This window comes from Paenibacillus apii, from assembly GCF_011043685.1.
Taxonomy (GTDB): domain Bacteria; phylum Bacillota; class Bacilli; order Paenibacillales; family Paenibacillaceae; genus Paenibacillus_AQ; species Paenibacillus_AQ sabinae.
Genome location: NZ_JAAKGU010000005.1, coordinates 246,527 through 261,370, shown reverse-complemented (window position 1 = coordinate 261,370; position 14,844 = coordinate 246,527). Strand labels below are relative to the sequence as shown.

The following is a 14,844-nucleotide window of genomic DNA, read 5'->3' as shown; positions in this document are numbered from 1 at the left end:
GGCCGCCGTTATGAAAAATACGCGAACACTCGGTAAATACACTTTGGTAGCGGCAATGACGCTGCTGTCGTTGATTCCTTTTTACATTCTGCTGTATTTGGCGTTGAACAAGCCCTCCCGCACATTGTTTAACGGCCTGTCCCTGCTGCCCGATTTCAACTTCTCCAATTTCTCGGAGGCGTGGGAATCGTCCAAAATGGGACTGGCTACGCTGAACTCCCTGATTATCGCTATAGGGGGCGCCGTCCTGATTATTCTCGTGGCAAGCTCCGCGGGCTACGCCATCGCCAGATACAGCAACAAATTTCATCAATCGGTGTTCAACGTGCTGCTGATCTGCATGATGATTCCGGCGATCATTATTACCGTGCCGCTTTACACACTGATGAAATCGATTGGCGGCATTAATACGCATTGGGCGATGGTTCTGCTTATGGCGTCGAATGGCATTCCTTTTTCCGTGTTCCTGTATACGGGCTTCATTAAAGTGCTTCCCCGGGAAATTGAGGAGTCCGCAATTATCGACGGGTGTACGCCGTTTACGGCCTTTTGGAGAGTCACGTTTCATTTTCTGCGTCCGGTAACGGCGGCGGTCGTCATTTTGCAGGGGCTGGCGATCTGGAATAATTACGGCCAGGCCGTATTTTTCCTGCAGGGTCAAGACATGAGAACGATCCCGCTCGCCGTCTCCATGTTCTTTCAGCAGTACGGCGCGCAGTGGAATCTGATGGCCGCCGCCGCCGTGATCGGGCTTGCGCCTGCTGTCCTTGCTTTCCTGGTCTTCCAACAATATTTTGTCAAAGGGATAACCGCCGGAGCGGTGAAAGGATGAACCGTATGTTTCCAACGATTAAAGACGCTTACCCGGGTAAAGCCCAATATCTGACCGGAGAACCGGTATGCATTAAAGTTGAATTTGATAATCCGCTCCAGCATGAAGCTTTGGTTCGTCTAACAGCGGAACTTCTATGTGTGAACCGTGTATTAGATAGCCAGTCCTATGATATTGTCATTCCTCCAGGAGCCGTTTCAACGCATATTTTGAATTTTGGTCCGCCAGATGAAGCCTTTCGCGGATATGGCGTCGATTTGCTGCTAACGCAGGAGGAGACGGAGCCTGTGCGCTTCTCGACCGCCTTTGATGTGGTTTCGAGCTGGCGACAGTCGCCAAGGTACGGCTTTTTAAGCGATTTTCATTCGCGTGAGCTTGGGGATACCAAAGATGTGGAGAGCCTAGGCAAGCTCCATATTAATCTGGTGCAATTTTACGATTGGATGTACCGCCATGACGACCTCGTTCCGCCGGAGGATACCTTTACCGATTTGATGGGCCGAGAGCTCAGTCTTCAAGTTGTGAAGGAGAAAATCGCGCTCTGCCGCTCACATGGCATGAAGACTATGGCTTACGGGGCGATTTACGCGGCGAGCCAGGATTTTTACCGGGAGCATCCGGATTGGGCGCTGTATTACGGCAATGGAAAAGTCATCGATTTCATCGATATTTTTACGATAATGAACGTCAGCGAGGAGTCGCCATGGCATCATCACATCATTGGAGAGTACAAAAAGGCGATCGAACAGGTCGGCTTCGACGGCATTCATATGGACACGTACGGATATCCGAAGACGGGCATTTCAAAACTCGGCGGCGTGGTGAAGGTGGAGCGGCTGGAGCAGCAATTCCCTGTTCTGATCGAGAATACTCGTAGGGAGCTGAGCAAGTCCAAAGCGGATATCGGCCTCATCTTCAACAATGTCGGTAATTGGCCGGTGGATACGGTCGCGGCGGCCTCGCAGGATGCCGTATATATCGAGGTATGGAATCCGTATGAAAAATATCATCATATCCAGCAGATTATTGCCTGGGCGCAGCAATTCGGTCATGGAAAGCCGGTCATTCTTGCGGCCTACCTGAAGCCTTTTCGGCTGGAGCCAGCGGAATCCATCGATAAAGCCCACGCTGCCGCGCTGCTGCTGTCGGCGGTGATTTTCTCCCATGGAGCTTACCATCTGCTGCTGGGAGAGAAAAGCGGAGTGCTGACTCAAGGATACTACGTCGATTATTCCGTAGCGGATGATGCCTTTATGCGTGAAATCCGGAATTATTACGATTTTATGATCCGCTATATTCATTTACTGTATGATCCGTCCTTGCGAGATGTCTCGATGACGCATGTGGATGGAGACAATCTGGAATACGTATTCGGCGGCGCTCCTTATTCCACTTACGGCGAACCCGGCAAAATCTGGACCGTGGTCCGGGAGAGCGAACAGATAAAATTGATCCAGTTCATCAACCTGACAAATAACACCGAGGATTACTGGAACGAAGGAAAGAACCGGCCGGCGGAGGTGAAAAATCTGACCGTTCGCGTACAGGTTAACGAGCCGGTCCGTTCCGTATTTACGGCGAGCCCCGATATCGATATGGGCAGACCGAAAGAGCTTGAATATTCCCTTGAAGAAACCGAGCGGGGATATGTGCTTTCCGTTACCGTACCCAGTGTGTATCAGTGGGGGATGCTGGTGATTGAGCATTGAATGGGCGCCGTGGAAAGGTCAGGTCTAAGGTGCATTTTGCCTCCTTACAGCCGGATGAAATATAATAAAGCCGCTGTTAATGAGACGGGAGGCATGCTGGATGCTGATAAAAGATATGGATACGCGGGCAAAGAAGAAAGTGACCAACCTTTCCGGTCCGCTAATGGTCTCCCGGGGGAAAGTCCACCGGCTGGAGGAGCTGCCCGGCTGCTGTGCGGAAGATGAAGACGGCAATCTGCTTTCGGCAATTTTCTATCATGTGCGGAATGGAGAGTGTGAGATCGTCTCGCTGGAGAGCAGGACCATGAATATAGGGGCCGGTACCCGGCTGATTGAAGCGGTGATTGCACGTGCCCGGGCGGAAGGATGGGCCAGAGTCTGGCTCATTACATCCAATGACAATACGAAGGCGGTCCGTTTTTATCAGAAAAGGGGATTTGATCTCAAGGCCGTACACCGGGATGCCATTACAGAGGCGCGGAAGCTGAAGCCGTCGATACCCCTGATCGGGAATGACGGCATTCCCATTCGCCATGAGCTTGAGCTGGAGTACTTGTTGTAAACTGCCATCCGGAATGTTGTGGTATTATATGGAAAGGAGGGATGTTATGGCATTAGCGGTAATGAGTAAGAATGAATTCGATTCCTTGGAAGATGAAAGATTGAGCCTGGCGTGCATGGAGCCGACCTTCAGCCAAATTCGCGCCAAGGATATGGCGGTGAAGGCCAAGGTAATATCCGAACTTTCTGAAGGACAGCGGGCGTTATGCATGTTCAAAGCCTTCTACGGTCATGCGAAAAATTCGGAAATGGAGTATTACGGCTGGATCACCCATCTGCTGCAAAATCCGGACATGTGGGCGGGTGTGATGAACGGAATAAGCTTTTTTGGCGATAAAGAGATGTCCCGTCTGCTGGAAGAAACCAAAGAGGTTCTGGAGACCCGAAACCGCAGGCTCGGCTTGGAGTGGAAGGACGCCGTAATTACCGATCTTGATCGTGACAAGGAATTGAATGCCGGGGTGAAGCAGTTATACCGGCGGTTTCAGCAGATTTCTCCGGCAAGTCTGAAGACGATCGCCGTCCATATCCGGGCTAATGCCGATGAATTTGTGAGGTTTGAGGAGTAACATAAATACTTGTCTGAGCGTCCGCTAACGCGGGCGTTTTTTTCGTCCATTTGCGTACTGGCGGTTCTCTTATCCTTTACTATAAGCTTTGGTGTTCCTGGCCATTGGTCAAAGAAGTCCCGCGACCAAAGTCCAGAACGAAACTAAACCCCGGTCAGTTACAGCTAATTTCATCCTTTGTTAATCTTAGGGTGAGGTGAAGACAATGATTGACAACAGCAGAGACAATAATTCCGAGAGCAGCATTTATGTTTTGTTGACCGATACGGGCACATTGTTCACGACATTGATCAAAAGCATCACCGCCGCTCCGTATAACCACGCCTCTCTGGCGCTCGACGAGGAGCTAAACGAGGTGTTCAGCTTTGGCCGCAAAGAACCGAAAAAACCGTGGGCTGGCGGATTTGTAAGAGAAGATGTCTATGAGGGAACGTTCCGCCATTATCCGGGCACTCGCTGCGTACTGCTCCGGTTGCGGATTTCGAAGCAGGAGCGCGATGCTGCACTACGGACGATCCTCTCTTTTCAGAAGAAGAGGCAGGTCTACCGCTACAATCTGATCGGATTATTAGGCGTGCTGATGAACTTTGATATAGAGACGAAAAATGCTTATTTTTGCTCCCAGTTTGTATCCGAAGCGCTGCGCCGAAGCGGACTTTCCCTATGGGATCGGCCATCCGCGCTGGTAACGCCCAACGACTTTCTGCATCATCCGGCTTTCGAGACGGTGTACGAAGGGTTTCTGTACGATTATCCGCTGCTTAAAAGGGAGAGGTTATCCTGCATACGAGAACAAAAGGAAATGTCAACCGAATGGGAGGAGCAGGCCGTTTAATGAATGCGGCAGAGCAGAGTCATTCGGCAAGTGTACGGTTAAGTCTAGCCAACGAGTCACCGAAAGTCCGGCATTCCTGCGGCGACCAGTTTTGAAAGATTTGCTCGTACCTGTTCATTCGGATTTTTTTCGCTTCAGCAAGCCTCTGTGACCCCAGTTCGGTGATCTGAAAATAGCTCGATCTTCCGTCCTGCGGATCGGGTATCCGCTCTATGTACTCCTTGAGTTCCAGCACGCTTATCTGCCTGCTTATGGTAGAGGTGTCCAGGCCGAATTCTTCGGCCAGCGCTTTAACCCCGATATTGTCATGGCTGGACAAATGGTGCAGCAGGGTATAGCTTGAACGGTCCAGACCGCCATGCTTTTTGTCCAGAGAGGCGCGGCGAATCAGTTTCAACATTTCATTGCTAATGAAATCCAAATTTTTATCGTCCATTGTTTACTCCGTCCTTTGCTGTGTACTATTCTCCATATTATAAGTGAAAATACCTCCGGCAAGGCAAATACATATCCATAAATGAAAAAAGTTATATGCATTTTCAAATTATTAGTTGTATAATACACCTATGTAAAACTAATTGTATTCTACACCTAAATTTGATTTTTCTTTTTGGTGCAGCATAGGGGAGAGAACGCTTTGAATAAACATACAGCCGGTAATTCTTCATTTTGGCCTATTATTTTAGCGGTTTTTTTCGGGAATTTCATGTCCATCCTGAGTTCAACCACGATTAACGTGGCTTTTCCGGTGTTCATGAAGGATTTTCATGCGGAGGTCGGTTCCGTTCAATGGATGATCACCGGCTATCTGATGGCGACTGGGGTAGTCGCTCCGATCGTCGGATATTTTGGCGACAAGTGGAGCTATAAATACTTTTATGTGTTTGCTTTAACGGGCTTCACCCTTTTTTCCGGATTGTCGACGTTAGCCTGGAGCATGCATTCCTTGATCGCTTTTCGCATCATGCAGGGCGTGTTCGGCGGAATGATTATTCCTACAACAATGGCGATGATCTATCAGTTTATAGAGAAGGATCGGCAGGCTTTTGCCATGAGCTTATGGAGTCTTTCTTCCATGCTGGCTCCGGCATTCGGGCCTACGCTCGGCGGCTGGCTGACCGGATATTTCGGCTGGCGCTCCCTTTTTATTATCAACCTGCCGATAGGAATTGCTGCAATTGCGGTCGCGCTTAAATTTTTGCCCTATTCTCGCCGGTCCAGTCTGTCCAAAACCTTTGATTTGCCAGGCTTCATCACGGTTATTCTAAGCAGCGCCTGTATTATCCTGGCTTTCAGCGAAGGGAACTCCTGGGGCTGGACTTCGTGGGGGACAATATCGCTGCTCGTTATTGGGGCGGCCCTGTTGACCTACTTTATCTGCCGGGAGCTTTTCCTGAAAGAGCCGCTGCTCAATCTGAAGGTGTTCTGCCAGAAGCGCTTTACGTACAGCTTAATCATCAACTGCACGATTACCATCTCCCTGTATTCCGGATCGTTCCTGATTCCGATTTTTATGCAGGATATCCAGCAGTCGACACCGCTGTTAACCGCTCTGGTGCTGCTTCCGGGCTCGCTGGCGATGGCGTTTATGTCACCGGTGGTCGGCAAGCTGTACACCAGGGTGGGGCCGTTCGTGCTGATTCTTGGCGGGATTCTGCTGCTGGTTCTCTCGACCTGGGAGCTTAGCCATCTTACGCCGGCTGCAACCCATATCTATGTGGCTGCATGGATGACGTTGCGTTATGTTGGGATCGCCCTTGCTTTTATGCCGGTGACCAATGCCGGGATGTCGGCCATCCCCAAAGAATATAGCGGGCATGCCTCTTCGGTAACGAACTGGGTGCGCCAAGCCACCGGAGCGCTGGCTATTGCGATCTTCAGCTCCTTGCTGGCCGCAAGATCCGCGATCCATCTGAAAGCACTGACCGGGGGAGGGGCGGTAGGCTCTTCGCTGCTAAAAGCGCAAAGCATGGCGATGGGTGTTCAGGATGTGTTTGTGGTCGCTACATGGATTGGCGTTGTTGCGATCCCGCTAACCTTTCTGTTGAAGACGAGAAAGAGCGCTGCTGCCGCAGTTTCTAAAAGTGCCGGAGTGAAGAGGGAGGCGAACGGTTGAAAAATTACATCGAGAAGTACAGCATTGCAGTAGTGACCTTTATCAAGGGAAGTTTTTCGGGCGGGGGATGATCATTAACGGCTCGGCGGTAATCTCGCTAAAATAATTAAAAAGACCGAGCTATAATTTAAAAAGGACTCTGTATTGACGGATATAGCAGCTGATGGACCCTTATACATGACAAAAGAGGAGTAGCCTGCTGAGATATAGAGTAGCGTTGTTCGCCTATTCAAGCTGTAAACCGTCATGGTATGATGACATGGCAATAGAAGGCTTGTAAGGGCGGCCGGCTAATCTCCCGGAATAGCTTAAGCTTACGATGTGGCTTTCTGCGAAAGCCTTCAGGTGATGCCATGGAGGTTTATCAAGCGTTGTCACTGATGTTCATGTTCGGCATGTTCATTATTGCTCTGCTAAATTACCTCAAAAAGAAATAGGCCGCCCTCTGACCGGGTCGCGGCCTATTTCTTGTAGGTAAACCGTGTTAAAGCCGAACCGCCCTTAAAAGCGGCTATTGCTTGGAGAGTCGTGTTCGCGCACGGCTCTCTTTGCATTGTAGGCTGTTTCTAGCCTTACTATACCACATATCCATAAAACTAAAAATAGTTATACATGGATTGCTTTCAGCATATTTTTGAAGTTGCTTGCTGCGGCTAAATCGGCTCCATAGAGAGCAATGGTGCAAAAGTTCAGGGGTTGTGCTGAAATTCGTCCCCAATTCGTTCCTGGTTCTACTTTTCTGGCGAATTTCAGTAATTTCACATCAACGGAAAAAGAAAAAACCCTTGAATTACAAGGGTTTTTCGTGGTGAATCGTATAGGACGGATGGGGATCGAACCCATGACCCCTACCCTGTCAAAGGAGCACCGTGGTTTCCTTTACTATCCTGTGAGGTCCTGAAGGCTTATAAATAAAGGGATTAAAGTGAGTAGGAGAGAACATAGTTCCTTCAATTTCCGCCTGTTATTTGGTGTATGCTGCCACCTTGCTACCAAAAACCTCAATGAAGACGTCTAATAAACATTGATCTATCTATTATGATTTTAGGTGGATAAAGTTGTGAGTTTAATCCTTTAATTTCTCTCCATTTAATAAGTTGATCATTTAAGCTCTCTGACTGATATCCATTTATACTAACTGGGGTTTTAAGTAATTCTAATATTTTATTATAGGCATTAGTAATAAAAGAATCAGAGCTTTCTTCTACAGCTGTTTTAACCTTTGTTAACCATTTAACAAGAATGTTATTTGAGTTTAATACTAATATTTCTCTGTTTTTACTACTTCTTGTAGAATTGAATAGTGTTAAACCAATAATTTTTTTATCCTCGTATTTTACTAGTGAATAATCTATTTTGTCATAATTTTCATAATTTATTTTTTTTAATTTTTTCGGTATAGAGTTTATCCATAAAGTTAAAAAGAAGTAGTTACCATTAATCGATGTAATTTTTGAGATGGATTTTTCTTCATAAGTAGTAATTTCATCAGAAAGCCGATTTAAATCAATATCAATAATCACTGGCTCTTTAATGGCATTCAATATTTCTTGAATTTCTTGGATAGTGTAGCTTTTAGTATCCACATTTATTGAAAAAGTATAAAGTTTATCAAGCTTATTAATTTCATTTGGAGTTAGTAATTTTGGGATTCCTGAAATAAACACTCTAATAATTGGACTATTTTGAAAATCTTTAACGATTTGAGGCGCGTAATCGATTATTTTATTAATGTATATCCATTTATTCCGCATAGAACTTATGTAAGGTAAAGATAAATGCTCATTAAGAATCTCTAAAAATCTCCTGTAAATTATCGGGTTATTAAGGTGATTTTCCCTGTCTGTGTGTTGTCGCGATAGGTTAGGCTTCAGTTGTTCATCTCGATAGTCTATACGAAAACTAAAAGGTTTGTAAGAAGTAGACTCATCATAGGCAATTCCATTTATACATGTTAGATTGGAAGGAGAAGTAGGTCTAACAGCAAGCGGATGAGAACTTTCATATTGATATTGCATCCATCTCCATTGGCTCCAATCTTCTTTGCCATTTTCATTCACGTGCATAACATATAATTCTCCAAATACACCTCTTTCATCTATTGGAAAGACAGAAACGACAAACTTTGTATTTTCTTTTATAGACTCTACTTCATAAGTGAACTGATGGGGATTTTCGCAGTTTATGACATTCTCAATATCATGTTCCTTCACATAAATAGGAAACTCTATTTTTTTACACCAGGTATATAATAAAGATTTTAATTCATTTTCTCGAAATTTTTTATTTAGTACTATTTCGATTTTAGTTCCACTTTTGTTTCGTGATCCTTTATCAGTTAATAAATAGCTTTTGGGGCTAGTGAGACATAAGGAAATTGGCCCATCGTTACGGTTTGAAGATGGTTTATAAGTCTCCACAGTTATATATTCACTGACTGCAAATACTGACAAAAAGCCAACTCCAAATCGACTGTTAGGCTTAAAATTAAAGCTTCTTTGAAATTCTTCTGATGTGTAGTAAGATCTTCCAACCTGTAAGAAATATTTTTTTATTATTTCTGTATCCATACCAAGTCCATTATCTTCAATAATTAAAACCTGTTTGAGATGTTCTTCCTGAGAAAGAGGGCTTTGAAAAGTTCTCTCTTCTAAACAAATATTAATTGGATATCTCTCTTTGATATGCTCGCTTATTTGGTTAGTGTAATCTGGAATGGGTTCACCTTGACCTTTTAAGTCTGCAATTACTTTACATCTAGTTGCATCCAGTGCATTTTGCAACAATTCTCTGAGAAAATCTTTTTCTGACTTGTAGACGTCTGAGATTAATCTTTGGAACACCATATCTTGATCAAGTTCAAGTTTCCACTCAGAAGGAATATATGTAGCTATTGAACTAGGTTGAATTTTTATAGATGCATTAGAATTACCAATACTTACACTTGGGGCGTTCCAATTCGAATGTCTTGTAGCTTTTGACATAATTATAGAAGCATTTTTAATCTCATCTACGAGCCATTGGCACCAATCCTGTAAAAATCTATGTTCGTCTTGGGTATTACATTTTGCAGTAATCTGAATACAATCAGTGGCAGTTAAGCGATGAGTAATTCGTTGATACTGAGTCCAGTGTGCTAAACTGTCAGATGGTAAAGGACAGGCAGCATTCATTAATAATGGACAGGCCCTATCATAGGACATATCAAGCAAATCACCGATTCTAAGTAGCAAAGCCAGAAACTTCACATTTACTTCTTCTCCTCTGATATCGCGACGTTCAGGATATTTTTCACTGTCATCAAGTTCAAAACTACTTAATCCATGAGCTACACAAATATCTGTTATTGTTTGAAAAAGTGAGGGGTCATCAAATGAAAATTTACCCAAAAGAGTATGGTTTTGAGTCATAACATCGACTGCTCTAAAATGATGTGCTTTCCTTATGTATTCTGCAATTAAATATCTTGTTTGTATATCAGCTATAAAGTTACGGACACTAACATCAATATTGCTATCATTTCTAATACTTTTTACTTCTTCCCAGCGTTTAGAACCATTTCCTGAAACCCATAAATTCCAACCTTCTGATTGTAATATTTTTATTTTTTCTTGATCCGAAACTACCATTCCCGAGTCGTGCAGTAAAGCTGATGCCATTATTATAAATGCTTCTATACTCGACAAACGTAAGATACCTTGTTCCTGATCATTATCCCTAAAGAGCATTTTTGATATTTGTAAAATGATTTCTTCGCTGTGTTCAACAGTGTGTCTTGTATAATGCGGAAAAGTGTGGGGAATATATGACAACCAGTTTGCAACCGATTCTCTTAGTTCAAGAATCTTGCCATGATACATAGGATTTCTCATATATAAAAATTTCATAAGAGCGATATCGGTTAGATTCATCAATAGACCTCCAAAGTAGTTTATTATTAATTACCCTATTATCGACTTCGTCACTGCAATTCAGCTCATCATTACTGAAGTCGGATGACGTTTCAGTTTATCAAGCCTAATAAGTTCGGTTTCAACTATCTTTCCAGCGTCTTTAATGGAATGATACACCTCATCTACAACATATCTATTATTATATGGATGAGTATCAACATTTATTGGATTTGCAAAGGTTGCTACAAAAAGGAAATCCCGTTCTAATTCTCTAATACGTATTTCAGCTTTGTTGTTTATTTTTTCAATCTTACCGTTAATCTCAGCAAAACCATCGTCATATTCCTGTCTAGTAATATATTTCTCCATAAACCAAGCAGCTTCTTCTGATTTTTGTCCACGATCTTCGTAAATGCCAAATGGAGGCATAGGAGCACATTGTAAAAGGATATATTGATGGTCAAGAGAATGGTCTTTCTTTACCCAGATCTCCTCAATTAAACATTCACTACTATCGAATAACCAAATATCTTCATCTAATTGACGAATATTTTCAATAGGACAGTCAGATGAACCTTGTGTCCACCATAACCTCAATTTTATATACTGTTCTGCTATCATACTCATTATTAAGTGGATCTTGTGTTTGTCTGTAATCTTAATAAGCCCCATCTTTCCTGGGCATGTTGATCGGATAATCAAATCAAAACCTCTTAAAGCCTTAAAGACTCTTTCTTCTTCTGTTTCTTGAATTTCAGGTGGGTTAAGAACCGATTTAAGAAGGGAGTTTAGTTCGTTAACACTTTGCGGTCTATTAGAAGGGTCATATTGCAGTAGCATATCAACAATAGAATCTAAAGGAGCAAAGGATTCATGAATACTACTTAATTTAGTTCTACCAACACCCCTTAGAGTATCACCAGTTATTAACCATTGAATCAATTGTCCTAAAGCAAATAAATCCATAGTAGGCTTTGGTTCAGGGTTTGTTTGAAACTGCTCAGGTGCCGAGAAACTAAAGTTAGCTAATCTTTCTTTTTTTTCTGTTTTAACAAGACGTTCATAGTGTTCTGGGTCAAACCATGAGATTCCAAAGTCAGCAAGGACTAGATCGTTGTCTTCGTCAATTAATATATTTTGAGGTTTTAAATCTCTATGAATAATATTTAAATTGTGTATCTTGTCTATGCAGTAGATAAGGTCTTTGATTACAGGCAAAACATCAGTTATTTGGAGAATGGGGTTCTTTTTTTTCCATGTACTAAGTGTATCGGAATATTGCTTCATTAGCATATATGGAAATATAAAATCCTCAACGGGTAAAAGATCGTATAAGTAAATAGGCACAACAGCCTGAGAATCAGATAATTTAATTATCTCACGAACTTCAGTGACAAATCTTTGATGCCTAGACGTTGTCTTTACAGAGCAGTCTTCCGCAAGAAATTTGATTGCAACGACGGAACGCCCCCAAAGAGCAGAGTATACTATAGCATTTCCTCCTTGACCTAACTCGTCCATAACATATATTTCTCCCAAAAGAGTATCAATAATATTGTTATCTTTAAAGAATTTTCTAATAATATTTTTTTGTTGATCAATGTTACTAGCCATTATCTAACCCCCAAAAAATTAAGATTGAAATAATTGGGAATACTGAGGTGAACCAAAATAAACTGTGCTGTGATCTCTTCTTATTACGATTGTTTACGAGCCATAAAGCTCTTAAATTTTAGAGTAAGTATGTATACGTAGTTACAGATAGCAAAGCTGAAATCAAGAAGGTCCCTAGCGTCCTCCTTGATAATGACCTCCTCATTAGCGTGCGCGCCAATATTACGATGAAGTCGTAAGGCGTCTGCCCAATCATATATTTTTTTGTCAATAATCTGTTTCTCTAGAAGTATTTTCAATCCGTTTAGTAAATTACCTGACTTAGTATTGTGATCTTTACAGATAGATTCAATAACTCTGCCACACATTACTCACAGGCAAGATAAGCTTTGGCTTTGAAGCATTTATTTGCCTCGTCTAACGACGTTCTAACCATTGGAGGAAGCTCAGTAGGAAGCTTTGATTCTGGATCAGGCCAAATCCTAACTGGAAAGCTCCAATCGTATTCATTAAAAGTTACAGCAATTAATTCCTGTTCAGCAAAAATAGAATTACAGCAGAGAGGACATGAAAGTAATGTCACCTGAATAGATGGAATCTGTTCCTCCTCATATATAACGTTGTGTCCACATTCTTTAGCATCTACAGTAGTATCACAATTTGGGCAATGTACTATCACTCTGACTCATCCTTAGTTGTATTAAATTCTCTGCATTGTATCAAATTCACTCCATGAATTATACAACAAAACCATAAGATATGATTCGTGTGTATGTGACTTATTTCCTAATTATACTAAACTTTAGTATTATTTTTCCTAAGAAAATAAGGACTCTTTTGAAGGAGTCCTGGTTTCACAGATATAGGGTAATAAAGTACGCTCATTATTCTAGTTCACCAATCTCATTTATGCCTGAGTGCTCACATTCCACTTGTCGCCATAATAGTTCAATTGCAACCAAAGCTGTACTGAATCTTCTGAGCCTCATTCTATAGTCAGTTATATCTGCTTCATGTTCACTTAATAATCAAAGCTATCAATTCTCCAGCCATACTTAGTCTTAACCAGTGTTGTTATCGCAGTAGTAGAGACAAATCCTTCTTCGCCTTGAACCTCAACATTCTGCGAAGAAATAGCTATGGTCTTGTCCGAGTTGAACTTCAGTGTCAGCTTCTGTTTAGTATTGTAAGACGGCATCAGAGAGGAGAAGTCATCTGTCTCCATGTATGTTGGGCTATAACCATTCGAGGACGGTCGCAGCGATCCTTGGAATTCATAAATAAAGTTATGACTAAAATAAGGCTTCATAGCTGCTTCTATCTTCTTCAGCGACTGAGGCTTATCAAATGACATTTCAACTTTGTAGGCCTCGATCAGAATATCTAGAGCCTGCTTTGTTGTCAATGTGCCCACAGGTTTCCGCTGATCTTCTCGTATTCCATCGGGTCCATACTGGATGTACTTTTTCTTTGCTTCATCCCATCTGAAGGTAATGTTATTGGCTGCACCGCTAAAGCCCAGCCGATCTGCTCCAATTCCAGACTCTACCTCTAAAGCAGCAAACTCATGATATCCATCTTTGTTTAAATCAATAACAAAGTTGTTCTCGCCTTCACCCTCGGCCTCAAAAGATGCGACATTCGTTAACTTATTGTTTCGCAAAGTGAGCACCTCAACCCCGAACGCCTCGAATCCTGTTGTACCATGCGTACTCAATGCTATACAGTTCTTATATGTTTTGTTCTTAACTCTTCGGATTTGGGCTGGAATACCGTTCGTATCTTGGTCATGCCTGACTGTAATCTTTTTCCCGTTTGCCAAGCTGTATACACCTATGTACAAATCAGAATCAGTAATCTCATACTTGGCTGTAGTCAAAATGACTTCATCTTTGCCGTCATTGTTGAGATCATAAAGTAAGGGAGGGGCGAGCTCGCTTTTATCCAGCTTGTATTCCTTTATAAAGCTGGCACTGGCCGAGTATACGGCTTGTTGCTTTGCGCTTGGAGCCGCATGCGAAATAGAAGTCGCCGTGATGATAATTGCTGATGCAGCCAGCACTGATAAAGTTCTTTTCATATACATTTTATTCTCTCCTCATTTAGGATTGTCAGCTATCAGATGGTGTGCCTACTTCTTTCAAAGCCTCATGTCCTTGATTACTTCTATGTATTGCTATCTTGGGACCGCGACATATGATCCTTGTAGATAGGCTTTATCATATCCCTTGCTGTATGCTCGTTTGCAGGCATTTGCAAGCACCTTGCCTGTTTCTTTCTTTAATTGATGTTGCTCTGCAAACATGTAACAGGAGCTTTCCAATATACGTCTTTGTGACTCTATCTTTAACATTTCGTGATTTGGTATTTCTCTGGAGAAGTTCTTTTCCATACTCACATAAAATCCCATGCAGTAACTGTCGCTACAAGTAACTTGAATATAAATACTTCTCCATTCAGGAATGCTTTTTAGCTTGGTCCACTCATCCAGTGGCAGCTTTGTTTCAATTTCCGCCATGAGCTCAAACATCGCATTACTAAAATGGGTTTCAAATATCTCGTTTGTGGCTCTTCGTAATTGTTCATTATTTGTGTTCCTAACAATTTCTTTTTCTTTAGCCTGCGTTGCTAAAATCACTACTACGACAATCATCACAATTATTCCTAAAGCAAACACATAACATCCCTCCATATCAAAGTCATATTATATTGGAG

Annotated in this window: 13 protein-coding genes; 7 read left to right on the top strand and 6 right to left on the bottom strand. The window is 42.6% G+C overall.

The window, feature by feature from the left end; translation table 11 throughout:
• Positions 1–10 precede the first annotated feature (10 nt).
• The 5 genes from G5B47_RS13395 to G5B47_RS13375 all read left to right on the top strand — a co-directional run bounded on the left by G5B47_RS13395 (position 11) and on the right by G5B47_RS13375 (position 4,506).
• A complete protein-coding gene (locus G5B47_RS13395; RefSeq protein WP_165098802.1) occupies positions 11–832 on the top strand; it encodes a carbohydrate ABC transporter permease in 822 nt (273 codons plus the stop codon).
• Between the two features lie 5 nt (positions 833–837).
• Positions 838–2,541 (top strand): glycoside hydrolase family 66 protein, encoded by a 1,704-nt coding sequence (locus G5B47_RS13390; RefSeq protein WP_165098800.1) that lies wholly within the window; start codon positions 838–840, stop codon positions 2,539–2,541.
• A gap of 100 nt (positions 2,542–2,641) precedes the next feature.
• Positions 2,642–3,103, top strand: coding sequence for a GNAT family N-acetyltransferase (locus G5B47_RS13385; protein ID WP_165098798.1), 462 nt, complete (start codon positions 2,642–2,644; stop codon positions 3,101–3,103).
• A gap of 46 nt (positions 3,104–3,149) precedes the next feature.
• Positions 3,150–3,671, top strand: coding sequence for a hypothetical protein (locus G5B47_RS13380; RefSeq protein ID WP_165098796.1), 522 nt, complete (start codon positions 3,150–3,152; stop codon positions 3,669–3,671).
• A gap of 205 nt (positions 3,672–3,876) precedes the next feature.
• Positions 3,877–4,506 (top strand): C40 family peptidase, encoded by a 630-nt coding sequence (locus G5B47_RS13375; protein ID WP_165098794.1) that lies wholly within the window; start codon positions 3,877–3,879, stop codon positions 4,504–4,506.
• A 19-nt stretch (positions 4,507–4,525) separates the two neighbouring features.
• Here G5B47_RS13375 and G5B47_RS13370 read toward each other — a convergent pair whose 3' ends face one another.
• Complete coding sequence (locus G5B47_RS13370) at positions 4,526–4,942, bottom strand: MarR family winged helix-turn-helix transcriptional regulator (protein WP_165098792.1); 417 nt, start codon at positions 4,940–4,942, stop codon at positions 4,526–4,528.
• 201 nt (positions 4,943–5,143) lie between these two features.
• Here G5B47_RS13370 and G5B47_RS13365 point away from each other — a divergent pair, with 201 nt between their 5' ends.
• Complete coding sequence (locus G5B47_RS13365; RefSeq protein ID WP_165098789.1) at positions 5,144–6,622, top strand: MDR family MFS transporter; 1,479 nt, start codon at positions 5,144–5,146, stop codon at positions 6,620–6,622.
• A 353-nt stretch (positions 6,623–6,975) separates the two neighbouring features.
• Positions 6,976–7,059, top strand: coding sequence for a putative holin-like toxin (locus G5B47_RS25910; RefSeq protein ID WP_219214875.1), 84 nt, complete (start codon positions 6,976–6,978; stop codon positions 7,057–7,059).
• A gap of 564 nt (positions 7,060–7,623) precedes the next feature.
• Here the strand turns inward: G5B47_RS25910 and G5B47_RS13360 are convergent.
• The 5 genes from G5B47_RS13360 to G5B47_RS13340 form a co-directional block, all read right to left on the bottom strand.
• On the bottom strand, positions 7,624–10,533 hold the full coding sequence (locus G5B47_RS13360) for an HD domain-containing protein (RefSeq protein ID WP_165098786.1): 2,910 nt from the start codon (positions 10,531–10,533) through the stop codon (positions 7,624–7,626).
• Between the two features lie 60 nt (positions 10,534–10,593).
• Positions 10,594–12,129, bottom strand: a complete 1,536-nt coding sequence (locus G5B47_RS13355; RefSeq protein ID WP_165098784.1) for a protein kinase domain-containing protein — start codon at positions 12,127–12,129, stop codon at positions 10,594–10,596.
• 83 nt (positions 12,130–12,212) lie between these two features.
• Complete coding sequence (locus G5B47_RS26180; RefSeq protein ID WP_165098781.1) at positions 12,213–12,497, bottom strand: DUF4145 domain-containing protein; 285 nt, start codon at positions 12,495–12,497, stop codon at positions 12,213–12,215.
• 653 nt (positions 12,498–13,150) lie between these two features.
• Complete coding sequence (locus G5B47_RS13345; protein WP_206107351.1) at positions 13,151–14,215, bottom strand: hypothetical protein; 1,065 nt, start codon at positions 14,213–14,215, stop codon at positions 13,151–13,153.
• 90 nt (positions 14,216–14,305) lie between these two features.
• Positions 14,306–14,806: a hypothetical protein gene (locus tag G5B47_RS13340; protein WP_165098776.1), complete on the bottom strand. Its 501-nt coding sequence runs from the start codon at positions 14,804–14,806 to the stop codon at positions 14,306–14,308.
• Between the last annotated feature and the right edge of the window lie 38 nt (positions 14,807–14,844).